Annotated in this window: 14 protein-coding genes and 1 riboswitch; of the genes, 8 read left to right on the top strand and 6 right to left on the bottom strand. The window is 66.1% G+C overall.

What is annotated here, in order from left to right:
• Window positions 1-34: 34 nt before the first annotated feature.
• Window positions 35-970: a LysR family transcriptional regulator gene (locus tag TZ53_RS06865; RefSeq protein WP_025546599.1), complete on the bottom strand. Its 936-nt coding sequence runs from the start codon at window positions 968-970 to the stop codon at window positions 35-37.
• 134 nt (window positions 971-1,104) lie between these two features.
• Between TZ53_RS06865 and TZ53_RS06860 the strand changes: the two genes are divergently transcribed.
• Window positions 1,105-2,148 carry an isopenicillin N synthase family dioxygenase gene (locus tag TZ53_RS06860; RefSeq protein ID WP_044660824.1) on the top strand — a complete coding sequence of 348 codons (1,044 nt, stop codon included), beginning with the start codon at window positions 1,105-1,107 and terminating at the stop codon, window positions 2,146-2,148.
• Here TZ53_RS06860 and TZ53_RS06855 read toward each other — a convergent pair.
• The 3 genes from TZ53_RS06855 to TZ53_RS06845 all read right to left on the bottom strand — a co-directional run bounded on the left by TZ53_RS06855 (window position 2,119) and on the right by TZ53_RS06845 (window position 4,562).
• Window positions 2,119-2,718 (bottom strand): hypothetical protein, encoded by a 600-nt coding sequence (locus TZ53_RS06855; RefSeq protein ID WP_052628138.1) that lies wholly within the window; start codon window positions 2,716-2,718, stop codon window positions 2,119-2,121. The two genes, TZ53_RS06860 and TZ53_RS06855, sit on opposite strands and share 30 nt — an antisense overlap.
• 30 nt (window positions 2,719-2,748) lie before the next feature.
• Complete coding sequence (locus tag TZ53_RS06850) at window positions 2,749-3,729, bottom strand: sterol desaturase family protein (protein WP_044660823.1); 981 nt, start codon at window positions 3,727-3,729, stop codon at window positions 2,749-2,751.
• Window positions 3,730-4,049: 320 nt separating this feature from the next.
• Entirely contained in the window at window positions 4,050-4,562 is a 513-nt protein-coding gene (locus tag TZ53_RS06845) for an MgtC/SapB family protein (protein WP_238320138.1), read from the bottom strand.
• 333 nt (window positions 4,563-4,895) lie between these two features.
• A riboswitch (cobalamin riboswitch) is annotated at window positions 4,896-5,085 on the top strand.
• 192 nt (window positions 5,086-5,277) lie between these two features.
• Between TZ53_RS06845 and TZ53_RS06840 the strand changes: the two genes are divergently transcribed.
• The 7 genes from TZ53_RS06840 to cobU are packed head-to-tail and all read left to right on the top strand — an operon-like array spanning window position 5,278 to window position 10,376.
• The gene (locus TZ53_RS06840; protein WP_044660821.1) at window positions 5,278-5,685 is read left to right on the top strand and encodes a DUF1636 domain-containing protein; all 408 of its coding nucleotides are present in this window, start codon (window positions 5,278-5,280) and stop codon (window positions 5,683-5,685) included.
• On the top strand, window positions 5,682-6,698 hold the full coding sequence (gene cobT / locus TZ53_RS06835; RefSeq protein ID WP_044660820.1) for a nicotinate-nucleotide--dimethylbenzimidazole phosphoribosyltransferase: 1,017 nt from the start codon (window positions 5,682-5,684) through the stop codon (window positions 6,696-6,698). The genes TZ53_RS06840 and cobT overlap by 4 nt, the downstream gene beginning before the upstream one ends.
• Window positions 6,695-7,258, top strand: coding sequence for a histidine phosphatase family protein (locus TZ53_RS06830; protein WP_044660819.1), 564 nt, complete (start codon window positions 6,695-6,697; stop codon window positions 7,256-7,258). The genes cobT and TZ53_RS06830 overlap by 4 nt, the downstream gene beginning before the upstream one ends.
• Window positions 7,255-7,965, top strand: coding sequence for an adenosylcobinamide-GDP ribazoletransferase (locus TZ53_RS06825; RefSeq protein ID WP_044660818.1), 711 nt, complete (start codon window positions 7,255-7,257; stop codon window positions 7,963-7,965). Before TZ53_RS06830 ends, TZ53_RS06825 begins: the two co-directional genes overlap by 4 nt.
• Entirely contained in the window at window positions 7,962-8,939 is a 978-nt protein-coding gene (locus TZ53_RS06820) for a threonine-phosphate decarboxylase (RefSeq protein ID WP_044660817.1), read from the top strand. Before TZ53_RS06825 ends, TZ53_RS06820 begins: the two co-directional genes overlap by 4 nt.
• A complete protein-coding gene (gene cbiB, locus TZ53_RS06815) occupies window positions 8,932-9,867 on the top strand; it encodes an adenosylcobinamide-phosphate synthase CbiB (RefSeq protein ID WP_044660816.1) in 936 nt (311 codons plus the stop codon). Before TZ53_RS06820 ends, cbiB begins: the two co-directional genes overlap by 8 nt.
• 5 nt (window positions 9,868-9,872) lie before the next feature.
• On the top strand, window positions 9,873-10,376 hold the full coding sequence (gene cobU / locus TZ53_RS06810; RefSeq protein WP_044660815.1) for a bifunctional adenosylcobinamide kinase/adenosylcobinamide-phosphate guanylyltransferase: 504 nt from the start codon (window positions 9,873-9,875) through the stop codon (window positions 10,374-10,376).
• Window positions 10,377-10,410: 34 nt separating this feature from the next.
• On the opposite strand, the gene TZ53_RS06805 is transcribed toward cobU, so the two are convergent.
• Both TZ53_RS06805 and TZ53_RS06800 read right to left on the bottom strand, forming a co-directional pair.
• Entirely contained in the window at window positions 10,411-11,787 is a 1,377-nt protein-coding gene (locus TZ53_RS06805; RefSeq protein ID WP_044660814.1) for an efflux transporter outer membrane subunit, read from the bottom strand.
• On the bottom strand, window positions 11,784-14,927 hold the full coding sequence (locus TZ53_RS06800) for an efflux RND transporter permease subunit (protein WP_044660813.1): 3,144 nt from the start codon (window positions 14,925-14,927) through the stop codon (window positions 11,784-11,786). The genes TZ53_RS06805 and TZ53_RS06800 overlap by 4 nt, the downstream gene beginning before the upstream one ends.
• Window positions 14,928-14,934: the final 7 nt, after the last annotated feature.

Below are 14,934 nucleotides of genomic sequence, written 5' to 3'. Positions count from 1 at the left end.
GGTCGAAAATCCCGATGAAAGCCATAGACTGGATTTATGCCCGTTGCGCACGCACGCGCCGGATGACCTCATCCCAGAAAAGCTGCGTCGCTGTGTCCCGCGCCGGTTCCGACCGGGCGAGCAGGAAGATGTCGTAAGCGGGCTCGAAATCCGCGAACAGCATGGGCCATAAACGGCCGCTTGCAACGTCACTTGCAGCAGCGGCGGTGGGAAGGAAGCCGATCCCTACGCCCATGTTGATAAGCCGCCGCGCCTCGTTGATGTCTTCCGCGAGGCCGCTTACCACGGTACCGAGCCGATAGCGCCGGCGCAAATGGGTGATCGCCTCTATTTCATCATCGCCGGTCAGGACGAAACCCTGATCCTTCAACTCGCCCAATCGGCTCACCCGATAGCCGAAATAGGGGCTGCTGCGCGAACAATAGAGCTGCTGACGCTCGATCAGCAGCGGTTCATACATCAGGCTTCCGCGGACGCTGCTGTCATAGCCCACGCCGATCTCCACCTCGCCCTGCTCCAGCGCATCGAGAAGCTGGCGCCAGGGAGAGACGCGGATTTCGATGTGGATGGCCGGATTGCGCCGGTGAAAGCTGGCAATGGCTTCGTCGAACTCGGCCGACACCAGGCCGGACACGATCTGGATGCGGACGATGCCCTCGACCCGCTTGGTCGCCTGCGCGATCACATGGGGCATCATTCGGGCGGATTCCAGCATGTCCTCGCACAGCGCCATCATCGCCTTGCCGGCCGCGGTCATCTCCACGCCGGTGGCGGTGCGGTGGAGCAGCGCCGTCCCGACATGGTCCTCCAGCCGCTTGAGCGCCGCGCTGATGCTGGGCTGCTGCCGGTTGAGCCGTCGCGCCGCCGCGCCTATGCCGCCGGCGCGAACGATATCCACGAAGGTCCGCATGAGGTTCCAATCGACCCGGCTGGCAAATTTCCTGTCGATCAGCGGCGTTCTATCGTTCATGCGCGTGCTGCTTTCGTGGAAGATATAGCGGCTCTTCATAGGCGGTGGACTGCTCCGCTCATAGATCAAATCGATGGAAATCATAGCATGGGTCCATCTATCGCTATGCCCCGGGGGATTTACGCTCCTCACCCATGACACAGCACCATGTCCTGCCGCTCGTCGATATTTCGAAACTGGATAGCCCCAGGCTTGAGGATCGGCTTTCCGTTGCCCGCGAACTCGACCGCGCCTGCGTGGAGGCAGGGTTCCTCTACATAGCGGGCGCACAGATGGACGATGCCTTGTTCCGCAGGATCGTCGCGCGCGCGCAGGCTTATTTCGCGCTCGACGCCGACACCAAGATGAAGAGCTATATCGGCCTTTCGGAAAACCACAGCGGTTATGTGCCGGTGGGGGAGGAGCAATTCGCCGCCGGCCAGCGCGACCTCAAAGAGGCGTTCGACGTCAATTGCGACTATGTGCGCTCCGAGGGCAGGCGACCGCTGCTGGGTCCGAATCTGTGGCCCGAAATGCCGGGCTTCCGCGAAGACGTGCAGGCTTATTACCGCCATGTGACGGGCATCGGAGGCCAGCTTTTCCGCGCTTTCGCCCTGGCGCTCGGGCTCGACGAAGATCATTTCCAGGCGCATCTGCGAAATCCCCCCAGCCAGCTTCGGCTGATCCATTATCCCTTCGACGCGACCGCTGAAGATCGCCAGGGCATCGGCGCGCATACCGATTACGAATGTTTCACCCTGCTGTTCGCAACAGCGCCCGGTCTTCAGATCATCGACCGGCAGGGCCAGTGGATCGACGTTCCCCTGGTCGAGGGCACGATGATCATGAACATCGGCGACATGATGGAGATACTCTCCAACGGCCGCTATGCCGCGACACGGCACCGCGTGAAGAAGGTCAGGGAAGAACGCTATTCCTTCGCGCTCTTCCACGCCTGCGACTATGATTATGTCGTTGCCCCGGTCGTGCGCGGGGAGGAGCCCCGTTACGCCCCGCTCAAGGGCGGCGAGCATCTGTTCAATCAGACGGCGCAGACCTTCGCCTATCTGAAGCGCAGGATCGCCAGCGGCGAACTCGTGCTCGACGGCGCCCTGCCGCTCGATTCCTTCGGCCCGGCCAGCAGCGCAGCCGAACCGATGCAGCCATCGTCAACTCAGCAGGCTCTTTCTGAACAGTGATTTGACGAGCCGACCCTCCAGAATGCGTCCCACGACGTAGAGCGCGGCGAACAGGCCGGCGAAGACATAGGCCGCGGTGGGCTTTGGCGTCTTGCCATCCTCCTTGTTCTTGTCGTCCTTCTTGGGCTTTTCAGGCGCCGGCGCGCCCAGCGCCTTGTCGATCCAGTGCTGCGGCAGGACCTTGTCCTTCTTGTCGTCCTTTTTCACCGTCTCCTGCGCCGCTGGCTTTGCGAGCTTGCCGGCGACGATCGTCAGCCCGGCGAAGCTCAGGAACAGCAGCGGCGCCAGGAAGCAGAACAGCAATGCCCGGCTGGTCAGGCAATAGCGCAGCACCGGCCCGGCCGGCTCCCTCTCGATCCTGAGAATGCCGCCATCGAAGATGGACATCCTGTCCTGCGCGGCCTGATCCTTCTTGCTGAAGGTCAGCGTGTCGCCAATACGCTCATGGCTGGTGCCGGCCTGACGGAACAGGGGACCGAGCCTGGCCATGGCCTCATCGGCCGATTGGCCGGAGGCGAGCGCCATGCTGCCCTTTATATGCCAGATCCAGTCCAGGAAACGCGCTGTCACATGATCCCCTTTTTGCAAGAGCAAGTAGCCTTATTCAGCCGGCACCGCCGCTGGGCGGCCGTAGCGTTCCTTGATCGTCTTCCAGCCTTCGGTGAAGGGATAGGTCATCTGCTCGCGGATCGACATCCGGCGTCCGCCCTCCAGTCCCAGCAATTCGGCCTCGCCATCGACGCAGGTTCCGAAGATGCGATCGATGAAGATATAGGTGTTGGAATAATTGCTGCGGGTCGCTTCGAAGTCCTGCGAATGATGCAGGCTGTGATGTTCTGTGGTGTTGAACAGGAAGCGCCACCAACGCGGCGTGTTGAAGCGGACATTGATGTGCTGATAGGTGCCGATCGCCAGACCGAAGGTGCCGGCAAGGAGGGCGGCCCTCGGCAGGAAGTCGAAGAACCCGCCAATGCCCAGCCCGATCAGGAAAAGCTCGACGGGATTGCCGACCGCGCCTTTGTTGATGTTCAACTGGGTGATGTAATGATGCACCGAATGGGGCAGCCAGAGCGGATACCAGTTATGCATCCCCCGGTGCATCCAATATTGCCCGAAGTCGAAAATGAAGGAGATCAGGAAAGCCTGCACCAGCAGCGGCAGGCCCGTGAACCACGCCAGCTTGTCCCAGTCGAAACTGTGCTGGATGGCCTCGATCACCGCGCCGCTGCCGATATAATGTTCGACAAGGTCCAGGATGGTGTAGCCCAGCCCGACATAGAAGAGATCGGTGACCAGTTCCTTCCAGGTCAGGCGCCAGCTCTCATAGCGCGGGCTGACCCATTCGAGCGCCAGCAGCAGCACCCTGAAACCGATGCCGATCCCGATGGCGGTGGACGCCTTGGCGATGGAATTGGGCGCATAGTACCAGAAGGCGATGAGCGCGAACAGCGCCGTGGGCTGGAACCAGGTGAAGATGAACTGCTTGAGCGGTCCGCCTTCCACCCGGCCTATATTTTCCCACCCGATGATGACGGGCGCCTGTGCGCCTATCACTCTCTTGCCTACGCGAACGCCGTCCATATGCTGACCTCGAGATGCTGCCTCGTCCCTGCGGGCGTGTCCGCCTCGCCAGGCGACGAAAATGATGTTCGCAGTTCATTGAACTTCATGTCGTTTCAGCATCGGGAAGACGCGCCCAACGCGCCAGATGCGATTAAGGTATATGCCCCATAGATGCTGCCTATGCCTTTCCAATCCGGCGGCGGTGAATCATGCGCCGGCTATTCCGATCCGCACAGATGACGGCGCGGTTTCGGGAATGACGATCCGTTAGGGCGAAGGGACGACGGACCGTGGGCGGGCGATTTCCGGCTGCTCGTTTCAACGCATCTTGCCGGCTTTCAGTTTTCGCGCTCCGGGGCGGACCCGCGCCGGTTGGGCATGGTCATGGAATCGGCGTCCGGATCGTCCGATCCGCTCTCGCGCGGACCGATATACTTTTCGAATATGAGCAGCAGGGAAAGCAGGAGCAGCGCGATCAGCGACCCTGCCAGCACGAGAACATATTGGCCGGCGCCCGCCGTGATCCCGACGGCAGCGGCCATCCACAGGCTTGCCGCCGTGGTCATGTTGCGCACATCTCCGCCGCGCACGAAGATCAGGCCGCCCGCGATGAAGCCGATGGCCTGGGCAAGGCCCTGAACGACGCGGATCGGATCGCTGTCCTTGTGGACCTCCGCCAGTTCCAGGGCGGACAGGGTCAGCATGGCCGAACTCAGCGATACCAGCCCGTGGGTGCGCAGGCCCGCATCATGGCCGTTGCGTTCGCGCTCGAACCCCAGGGCGAGCCCCAGCAGGGTCGCGAGAAAGAGGCGGACGAGCGTGGTGCCGAGGTCGTTGGCCAACATAGCCATAATACCCGCGAGAGGCGCGCCCGTTCCCGTGAATGCGGCCGAATGGGAAAGCGGCTTCGCGCCTGCCGCTCAGCGTTCGGTGATGTCGGAGCGGAGGTGCGCGATCAGGTCGTTGACCCGCATGTCGTTTTCAGCCGTGCATGCGAACAGTCGGCAGAACCAGTCCATCCATCGCGTCAGAATCGCCATGGCCCTCTCCCTATCGCCCGATAATAGCAGTTCACGCAGGTGAAGAGAAGCTTTGCCATTGCCCGGACGAGGGCAAGTCGCGCCATTGGAGCGGGCTGGGCCGGCTTTGTTTTTCCACCCTTGCGATTGGACGAAGGCGGCTTTATCAGCGCTGGTGCGACAGGTTCCCCGCATGGGGATGAAAAGGGAAGTCGGGTGGAACGCCCGCGCTGCCCCTGCAACTGTAAGCGGCGAGCCATCCGGCCATCGCGCCATTGGGCCATGAAGGTCCGAGAAGGCGGCCGGAAAGCATCGACCCGCGAGCCAGGAGACCTGCCTGACGCCGTCGTTCTTCGACCGGACAGGGTGTGCCGGCCGAACGGGGGTTCCCTCGCTGAACGACAGCCATCGCCTTGCCGGTTGGACCGTGCGGGGGAAGGCCTGTCGCCTGCCTGGTGCCGGACCGTCCTCCCTTGCCCGGTTCCCGTCGGGGCACATGCCGTCGGGCGGGAGGACGTGGAATGACTGATTTGCGGAGCGATCGCTGATGCTGCGGGCCGTGGGGCCGGGGGCTTCGATCGTCGTCTGTTCGACCTGTCGCCTTTCGGCGGAACAGCGGGAGGATGCTGCCGGACGGCGCGGCGGCGCCTTGCTGGCAGAGGCGCTGCACAGGGTACGCGATGGCGATCCCGCTTATGCGTCCGTCGCTGTTCAGGACATGCCCTGCCTCTTCGCCTGTCAGCGCCATTGCACGGTACATGTGCGCGGAACGGGCAAGATCGGCTATGTGCTGGGCGACTTCACGCCGGATGAGGAAGCCGCGCGCGCGATCCTGGATTATGCCCTGCGCCATGCCCAAAGCGACGAGGGCGTGGTGCGCTATGCGGACTGGCCCCAGGGGGTGAAGGGGCATTTCATCGTCCGCACGCCGCCCGAAGGCTTCGTCTGTTCATGATCCGGTTCAACGACCGCGCGGCCTTTGCCGCCGCGCTGGCCGACCTTCCTGCCCCGGATGCAGGCGCCACCGAAGCCGCGGCGGCGCGGCAGCGGGTGCTGACGAAGCCGGCCGGTTCGCTTGGGCGACTGGAGGAGATCGCGCTTTTCATGGCGGGTTGGCAGGGGCGGGAACGCCCCCGGGCGGAACGCATCCGCGCCGCGATCTTCGCCGGCAATCATGGCGTGGCCGCCCGCGGGGTCAGCGCCTTCCCGGCCGAGGTCACCGCCCAGATGGTGGCGAATTTCCGTCATGGCGGCGCGGCGATCAATGCGCTGGCCCAAGCCTGCGGGGCGGAGCTGGCCGTCGTCGCGCTCGATCTGGAACGGCCGACGGAGGACATCTGCGTCGCGGCGGCCATGAGCGAGGCGGATTGCCTGAGCGCGATCAATGCGGGGGCGGCGGCGGTGGAACCGGGACTGGACCTGCTGCTGCTGGGCGAGATGGGCATTGCCAACAGCACGCCGGCGGCGGCGCTCTGCGCGCAGGCCTTTGGGGGTGCTGCGGCCCATTGGGTGGGACGCGGGACAGGCGTGGATGGCGACGGGCTGGCGCGCAAGGCCGAAGCTGTGGCGCGGGCGCTCGCCCTGCACGGGGCGCATTGCGCTGATGCCTTCGAAACGTTGCGCCGGCTGGGCGGGCGAGAGATCGCGGCGCTGGCCGGTGCGGTGTTGGCGGCGCGGATGCTGCGCGTGCCGGTGATGCTGGACGGGTTCATCGGCTGCGCGGCGGTCGCGCCGCTGGCGAAGGACAATCCGGCGATCGTCGGGCACTGCATGGCCGCCCATATGTCGGCGGAAGCGGGGCATGAACGCCTGCTGGCCGCTCTGGCGCTGGAGCCGTTGCTGCGGCTCGACATGCGGCTGGGCGAAGGAAGCGGCGCGGCGGTCGCGGCGCAGATCGTGCGTTCCGCTCTGGCAGCGCATGGCGGCATGGCGACCTTTGCCGAAGCGGCGGTGGCAGGTGCGCTATGAACGCCTTTCCCCTCCACCTGATGCGCCATGGCGCGCCGCAGCTTGCCGGACGGTTGCTCGGCCATCTGGACGCCCCGCCTGAAGCGGAGGGGATCGCCCTCTGCATCGAGCGGGCGCGGCATCTGGATTTCGCGCGGGTGGTGACATCCGACCTCGCCAGGGCGCGGGCGCCGGGCGCGGCGATCGCGGCGGAGCGGGGCATTGAACTTGACGTCGACCGGCGCTGGCGGGAACTGAATTTCGGGGATTGGGAGGGTGCGGACCCCGCGCTCCTGCCTGCGGAGGATCTGGCGCGCTTCTGGGACGATCCGGACGGATTTCCGCCGCCTGGGGGCGAAAGCTGGACCGACCTACGCGCCCGGATCGGGGACGGGCTGGACGTGCTTGGCGAGCCGGCATTGGTGGTCTGCCATGCCGGGGCGATACGGGCGGCGTTGGCTGTGCTGTGCGGTTTCGACGTGCGGCAGGGCTGGGCGGTTGACCTGCCCTATGGCGCGGTGCTGAGCCTGCGGGTCTGGCCGGAAGGGCGGTCGGGACAGGTTACGGGCCTGACCGCATGAAGCGGCTGGTGCTGGCCCTGCAATTGATGACGCGCCTGCCGTTGCCCGCGCAGGATGTCGATGAGGGGGATTTCGCCGCCGCCATCCGCTGGCTGCCCGCAACGGGCATTGCCGTCGGGCTGGTGGTCGCGGGCGGTGCCGGGCTGGGCATGCGCATAGACCCTTGGGCGGGGGCGCTGTTCGGCCTGGTCGCCTGGGTGGCCGTGACCGGTGCGCTGCACCTGGATGGATTGGGCGACATAGCGGATGCGGCGGGGGCGGCGCATGGCGATCGGAGCCGCCTGTCCGCCGTTCTGGCCGATCCGCATATCGGCAGCTTCGGCGTTGTCGCCATCGGCCTGCAACTGGCGGCCAAGCTGGTGCTGTTGCGGCTCTGGCTGGAAAGCTTTCCGCCATGGATGCTGGCGGCCGTGGCGATGGTGGCGCGCATCGGGCCGCTATTCTGGACGCGCTGGCTGCCGCCGCTCCATGAAGGACTGGCCAGCCGTTTCCGGGCCGGCTGGCGGGCGGAGCCGTTTATCCTCTGGTCGATATTCGGGCTGGCGCTGGGTTATCGGGAGCCTGCCCTTTTGGCGGCGATCCCGTTGATCCCGCTTTGGGGTCTTTGGCTGCGCTCGCGGATCGGCGGCATCTCCGGGGATGGGCATGGCGCCGGCATCGAATTGCTGGAGAGCGCCCTGCTGCTGGCGATGGCGGTGGCGCGATGAGCGGCTTCACCTGGCATGGCGGCCGCCTGGCCGAAGCGCGGGGCGCTTATGGCGGGCAGGACTGGATCGATCTCTCGACCGGGATCAACCCCCTGGCTTGGCCGGGGTCCGATCATCTGTCCATCGACTGGCGGCATTTGCCCGATCCGCACGATCTGGCGGCGATGGAGGCGGCGGCGGCGGCCTGTTTCGGGGTCGATCCCGATCATCTTTGCACCGTACCCGGCAGCGAGGCGGGATTGCGGCTGGTGGGGCGGATGCTGGACATGCCCGCACGATGGCTCGTGCCCAGCTACCGCACCCATGCGGAGATTTTCGCGCATGGCGCCCCGATGTCCGCCGATGAAGAACCGCCTCGCGAAGCGATTGCCCTGCTGCTCGCCAACCCCAACAATCCCGACGGGCGCATCCTGCCGCCTGCCCGCCTGCTGCAATGGCTGGCCCGGCTGGAGGAGCGCGGAGGATGGCTGATCGTCGACGAAGCCTATGCCGACGCCGTGCCTTCATGCAGTCTGGCGGGCGAAGTGGGGGACGGGCGGCGGCTGATCCTGTTGCGGTCCTTCGGTAAATTCTTCGGGCTGGCCGGTGTCAGGCTGGGCTTTGTGCTCGGGCCGCGAGAGATCGTCGCACAGCTGCGGCGGATGCTGGGGGAATGGCCGGTTTCGGCGGCGGCGGTCGCGTTCGGCGCCGCGGCCTATCGCGACCGGAACTGGATCGACGGGACAGTGACGGCGCTGGGCGAGCACGCGGCGCAACTGGATGGTTTGCTGGCGCGGCACGGATTGGGGGCGCGGGGCGAATGCCCGTTATTCCGTCTGGTGGAGGTGGAGGATGGGTGGGCCCTGTTCGACAGGCTGGCGCGGCGTTCGATCCTGACGCGCCCCTTCGAGGAGGACCGGCGCTGGCTGCGGATCGGCCTGCCTGCCGATACGAGGGCTCTCGCCCGTCTTGACCGGGCGTTGGCCGATGGGTGAGCCGGTGGCCCTGGCGGCGCTGATGCTGGATGCGGCGCTTGGCTGGCCGGGCTGGCTGCATGCGCGGATCGGCCATCCGGTGGGCGGTTTCGCCCGGATCATCGGTGCGGCGGAGCGGCGATGGAACCGGGAGGCGTGGAGCGGCCCGGTGCGCCGATGGACGGGAATCGCCCTGTTGTTGCTGTTGCTGGCCGTGGGCGGGGGCGCCGGTCTGGCTTTGGAATGGGCGATCCGCCGCTGGGGCGGGTCCATGGCCTGGCCATGGCTGGCGCTCGCCGCATGGCCGGCGCTGGCGCAGAACAGCCTCTATGTCCATGTGGCGCCGGTGGTTCGCGCTCTGGCGCGCGGGGATCTGGATGCCGCGCGGCAGGCCGTGGCCCGGATCGTGGGCCGCGACACGGCCGCGCTGGATGAAGCGGGCGTTGCACGGGCCGGCATAGAAAGTCTGGCCGAAAGCTTCTGCGATGGCGTCGTGGCGCCGCTGTTCTGGCTGCTGCTCTTCGGTCTGCCGGGAATATGGGCCTATAAGGCCGTCAACACAGCCGACAGCATGATCGGGCACAAGGAAGCGCCCTATACCGACTTCGGCTGGGCGGCGGCCCGCTTCGACGATCTGTTGAACTGGGTGCCGGCGCGGCTCTCCGGCTTGATCCTGTGCGTTGCGGGCGGCGGCGGATGGGCCGTGTTGCGGCGGGATCGCCGGAAGCATGCCTCCCCCAATGCGGGATGGCCGGAGGCGGCGATGGCCGGCGCGCTCGGCGTCCGGCTGGCGGGACCGATCCACTATGACGGCGTGCTGCACGACAAGCCATGGATCGGCGCGGGCGGGGAAGCGGACGTCCGCGCGATGCGGGCCGCGCTCCGGATCTATTTGCGCGCCTGCCTGCTGCTGTGGGTCCTGGCCGCCATTTGGGAGAATGTCGGATGACGAGAATGCTGGTGCTGGGCGGATGCCGGTCCGGCAAGAGCCGCTATGCGCAGCAACGCTGCGAGGCTGTCGGGAACGGGAACCTGGCCTATATCGCGACCGCGCAGGCCTTCGACGCGGAGATGGAGGAGCGGATAGCGCGCCACAAGGGTGAGCGTGGAAGCCGCTGGCTGACCATCGACGCGCCCATGGACCTGCCCGCCGCCCTGTCCCAAGCAGCACGCCGGGCAGATGCCGTCCTGGTCGATTGCCTGACGCTGTGGCTGACCAACCTGATGCTTGCCGAAGAGGATTTGGCCAGCGCCCGGGCCGCCCTGGCGGACGCGATGATGGCCTGTCCGGTTCCTGTCGTGCTGGTGAGCAATGAAGTGGGCCTCGGCATCGTGCCGGACAATGCCATGGCCCGGCGGTTCCGGGACGAGGCGGGCTGGCTGAACCAGCAGATGGCGGCCCTGTGCGAGGACGTCATATTGATGGCCGCCGGCTTGCCGCTGCGGTTGAAGGGCTAAGGTCAGGCGGCGTAGGTTCGGCCAGCCATGGCGATCATCCTTCCCGGAAATCGGCTCCGATGACCCGGTAGAGCAAGATGCGGTTCCTGATCAGCGCCAGGTTCGTCGCGATCGCGCTTTGCTGCGCATTGTAGAGGCTTCGCTGGCTGGTCAGGCTGTTGAGGAATGGGTCGATGCCCGCGCGATAGCGTTCCTCGGCCAGCCTGTAGCTGCGCTGGCTGGCGAGGACCAGACGCTGCTGGGCGGCCTGCTGCTCGTCAATCGTGCCTTCGCGCGCCAGTGCGTCGGATACTTCCTGAAAGGCGGTCTGGATCGCCTTTTCATATTGGGCAAGGCTGAGGTCGCGCTGCGCCTTGCTATATTCGAGATTGCCGCGAGCCGCGCCCCCGAAGATCGGCATGCCGACGGACGGCGCCGCCGACCAGGCGAAGCCGTCGCCCGTGAAAAGCGACGACAGCGCCGAACTGGCGACGCCGATGGCCGCGGTCAGGCTGATCCTCGGGAACATCGCAGCGCGCGCCGCGCCGATGTCGGCATTGGCGGCCTTCAGCTGATGTTCGGCCTGCAGCACGTCCGGCCGCTGGAGCAGCACGTCGGAGGAAAGGCCCGCCGGCACCTTCGCAATGCTGCCGGTCAGTTGCTGCAACGACCGGGGCAACAGCGCATCCTCGACCGGCGCGCCGGCCAGCAGGTCCAGCGCGTTCCGGTCCTGCGCCACCTGGGTGACGTTCGCGGCAATGTCGCTGCGCGCCTGTTCGACCGTGGTTTCGGCCTGATGGACGTCCAGCTTGCCGATCAGCCCCGCGCCGTTCAGCGACCGGGTGAGGGCAAGCGTCCGTTCGGCGCTCGCCAATGTCTGCCGGGAAAGGTCCAGATATTCCTGATCGGCGGCCAAGGTCGCATAGGCCGTGGCCGTTTCCGCGATCAGGGCGATGCGGGTCGCCCGCGCCCCTTCCTCGGTCGCCAGATAGGATTCCAGCGCCGATCGGGTCAGGTTCTTCACCCGGCCGAACAGGTCGATTTCGAACGCGCTGAAACCGATGTCGGCGCTGTAACTGTCCTGGCGCGCGTCGTTCCGCCGGGAAAAGCTGGCTGCCGCCTCGCCGGTGACGGCGGGCAGCCGTTCGGCGCGCTGCACCCGGTAGAGCGCCCGGGACGCCTCCACATTGGCGAGCGCGGCGCGCAGGTCGCGATTATTGTCCAGCGCACGCCCGATCACCGTCCTGAGGCTGGGATCGCCGATCAGCGCGGTCCAGGGCAGGCCGGGCCTTTCCGTCGCGGCCGCGGGCGCATAGGCCGGGCCGCCGGGGAAGCCGGCGGGCACCGGGGGCGTCGGCCGCACATAGGTCGGAGCCATGTTGCAGGCCGACAGGGCCGTCGCCCAGGTCAGGATGAGGAAAGCGCGCCTCATGCCGGAACCTCCGTGGCGTTGGCGGCGGGGGAGGGCGGGTTCTTGCGGTTGAAGATGCGCATGATCGTCAGGAAGAAGAGGGGGACGTAGAAGATGGCGAGCACCGTCGCGGTCAGCATGCCGCCGATCACCGCCGTGCCGATGGCGACGCGGCTCTGCGCGCCCGCGCCGCTGGCGATGGCGAGCGGGATGACGCCCGCGATGAAGGCCAGCGACGTCATCAGGATCGGGCGGAAGCGCAGGCGCGCGGCCTCCAGCGCGGCGGACATCGCGTCCTTGCCCTGCAGATAGGCGAGTTCCGCGAATTCGACGATCAGGATCGCGTTCTTGGCGGCGAGGCCCATGGTGGTGAGCAGGCCGACCTGGAAATAGATGTTGTTCTCCAGCCCGCGCAGCGTCACCGCCAGCACCGCGCCGATCAGACCGAGCGGAATCACCAGCAGCACGGCGAGCGGGATCGACCAGCTTTCGTAGAGCGCGGCGAGGCAGAGGAACACGACCAGCACCGACAGGCCGTAGAGCAGCGGCGCCTGCCCGCCGGAAAGCTGCTCCTGATAGGAAAGGCCGCTCCAGGCATAGCCGGTGCCGGGGGGAAGCTGTTTTTGCAGCTTCACCATCTCGTCCATCGCCTCGCCCGAACTGGAACCGGGCGCGGCCTGCCCCTGGATTTCATAGGAAGACTGGCCGTTATAACGCGAAACGGTGGTCGGCCCCATCGTCCAATGGGTGGTGGCGAAGGCGGAGAAGGGCACCATTTCCCCTGTCGTGGCGGAGCGCACCTGCCAATTGTCGAGATCGGTCGGCAGGGCGCGGAAGGGCGCGTCGGCCTGCATATAGACGCGCTTCACCCGGCCGCGGTCGACGAAATCGTTGATATAGGTGCTGCCCCAGGCGGCGCTCAGCACATTGTCGACGCTGCTCTGGGTGAGGCCGAGGACCGCGAGTTTCTCGGAGTCGATGTCGACCTTGAGCTGCGGCGTGTCCTCCAGCGTGGCGGCGCGCACACCGGCCAGTTTCGGGCTGCCGGTCGCCGCCTTCATGAGCTGGTTGCGCAGTTCGAGGAAGCGTTCGCGGCTGAGGCCGCCGGTGTTCAGCAGTTCGAAGGTAAAGCCGTTGGACTGGCCCAGCCCGCGAATGGAGGGCGGAGTCATCGCCAGCGCCTTGGCATCGCGGATCGCGGCGAGTTGCTTCGTGGCGCGGTTCGCGATCATGGTCGCGCTGTTGGCGGCTCCCTTGCGCTTGTCCCACGGCACGAGGCTGACGAAGCCCTGGGCGGTATTCTCACCCTGCCCGGCGAAGCTGAAGCCCTGGGTCACGAAGATGAAGTCGACATTGTCCTTCTCGTCATTGACGAAATAATTCTGGATCTGGTCGATCGCTGCGCTGGTGCGGGAGGATTTGGCGCCGGCGGGCAATGTGACCTGAACCATCACCTGGCCCTGGTCCTCCACCGGCAGGAAGCTGGTGGGCAGGCGGACGAACAGCAGCCAGAGCAGGCCGAGCATCACCGCATAGCCGATCCAGAAGACGGTCCGCCGGCCGATGAAGCCATTCAGCCGCGCCATATAGCCATGGGTGACGCGGCCGAACCAGCGATTGAACTTGCCGGTCCATCCCCGGTCGCGTTTCTCATGCGAAACCGGCTTCAGGATCGTCGCGCAGAGGGCGGGCGAAAGGATCAGCGCAACGACCACCGAAAGCAGCATGGAGGAGACGATGGTGATCGAGAATTGCCGGTAGATGACGCCCGTCGACCCGCCGAAAAAGGCCATGGGCAGCAGCACGGCGGACAGGACCAGCGCGATGCCGATCAGGGCGCTGCCGATCTCCTCCATCGACTTGATGGTGGCCTGCCGCGGGGAAAGTCCTTCCTCTTCCATGATGCGTTCGACATTCTCGACCACGACGATGGCGTCGTCGACCAGCAGGCCGATGGCCAGCACCATGCCGAACAGCGTCAGCGTGTTGATCGAATAGCCGAACAGCGCCAGCACGCCAAATGTGCCGAGCAGCACCACCGGAACGGCGATGGCGGGCACCAGTGTCGCGCGCCAGCTTTGCAGGAAGATGAACATCACCACCACGACCAGAGCGACCGCCTCGATCAGCGTCTGGACCACTTCCTCCACCGACAGCTTGATGAAGGGCGTGGTGTCGCGTGGATAGGTGACGGTGTAGCCATGCGGCAGGTTGGTCGACAGTTCCCGCACCTTCGCCTTGACCAGTTCGGCGGTCTTGAGCGCGTCGGCGCCCGGCGCAAGCTGCAACGCCATGCCGGAGGCGGGATGACCGCTGAGGCGCGCGGAGGAGGTGTAGCTTTCATTGCCCAGTTCGACCCGCGCCACGTCCGACAGGTGGACGACCGATCCGTCGCTCTGCGTCTTGACGATGATGTTGCGGAACTGTTCGGGCGTCTGCAGGCGGGCGCGGGCGGTGACGGTGGCATTGAGCTGCTGCCCCTCCGGCGCGGGGTCGGCGCCGATCTGGCCCGCCGACACCTCGACATTCTGGGCCGCGATGGCGCTTTGCACGTCCGACGGCATCAGCTTGACGGTGGCCAGCCGGTAGGGGTCCAGCCAGATGCGCATCGCATATTGCGATCCGAAGATCTGGGATGAACCGACGCCGTCGACGCGGGCGATGGCGTCCTGGAAATTATTGACCAGATAGTCCGCGATGTCGGCCTGCGACGCCGTGTCGGTCCTGTCGTAAAGGCCGACGACCATCAGGAAATCGGTCTGGGACTTGGTGACGGTCAGGCCCTGCTGCTGCACGGCATTGGGCAGCCGGCTCAGCGCCTGCTGCACCTTGTTCTGCACCTGCACCTGCGCGGTGTCGGGATCGGTGCCCTTCTTGAAGGTGACGGTGATCCGCGCCTGTCCATTGGCCGTGGACGAGGAGGAGAAGTACATGAGACCGTCGATGCCGGTGAGCTGTTGCTCGATCACCTGGGTGACGCTGGTCTCCACGGTTTCGGCCGCCGCGCCGGGATAGTTGGCGCTGATGTTGACCGACGGTGGGGCGATGTCCGGATATTGCGCGATCGGCAGGGTCAGCATCGCGCCCAGGCCTGCCATCATGATGCCGATGGCGATGACCCAGGCGAAGATCGGCCGTTCGATGAAAAAGCGGCTGAGCAAGGTCCCG

It is taken from the genome of Sphingobium sp. YBL2, assembly GCF_000943805.1.
In the GTDB taxonomy this organism is placed as follows: domain Bacteria; phylum Pseudomonadota; class Alphaproteobacteria; order Sphingomonadales; family Sphingomonadaceae; genus Sphingobium; species Sphingobium fuliginis.
Note: the sequence above shows the minus strand (reverse complement) of the source record. Positions and strands in the feature narration are given on the sequence as shown.

Bases quoted from the DNA above. Each gene is read 5' to 3' on its own strand.
- TZ53_RS06820 (WP_044660817.1), top strand. From the start codon at position 7,962: ATGAGCGGCTTCACCTGGCATGGCGGCCGCCTGGCCGAAGCGCGGGGC.
- cbiB (WP_044660816.1), top strand. From the start codon at position 8,932: ATGGGTGAGCCGGTGGCCCTGGCGGCGCTGATGCTGGATGCGGCGCTT.
- TZ53_RS06830 (WP_044660819.1), top strand. From the start codon at position 6,695: ATGAACGCCTTTCCCCTCCACCTGATGCGCCATGGCGCGCCGCAGCTT.
- TZ53_RS06865 (WP_025546599.1), bottom strand. From the start codon at position 970: ATGAACGATAGAACGCCGCTGATCGACAGGAAATTTGCCAGCCGGGTC.
- TZ53_RS06840 (WP_044660821.1), top strand. From the start codon at position 5,278: ATGCTGCGGGCCGTGGGGCCGGGGGCTTCGATCGTCGTCTGTTCGACC.
- TZ53_RS06825 (WP_044660818.1), top strand. From the start codon at position 7,255: ATGAAGCGGCTGGTGCTGGCCCTGCAATTGATGACGCGCCTGCCGTTG.
- TZ53_RS06805 (WP_044660814.1), bottom strand. From the start codon at position 11,787: ATGAGGCGCGCTTTCCTCATCCTGACCTGGGCGACGGCCCTGTCGGCC.
- TZ53_RS06850 (WP_044660823.1), bottom strand. From the start codon at position 3,729: ATGGACGGCGTTCGCGTAGGCAAGAGAGTGATAGGCGCACAGGCGCCC.
- cobT (WP_044660820.1), top strand. From the start codon at position 5,682: ATGATCCGGTTCAACGACCGCGCGGCCTTTGCCGCCGCGCTGGCCGAC.
- cobU (WP_044660815.1), top strand. From the start codon at position 9,873: ATGCTGGTGCTGGGCGGATGCCGGTCCGGCAAGAGCCGCTATGCGCAG.
- TZ53_RS06845 (WP_238320138.1), bottom strand. From the start codon at position 4,562: ATGGCTATGTTGGCCAACGACCTCGGCACCACGCTCGTCCGCCTCTTT.
- TZ53_RS06860 (WP_044660824.1), top strand. From the start codon at position 1,105: ATGACACAGCACCATGTCCTGCCGCTCGTCGATATTTCGAAACTGGAT.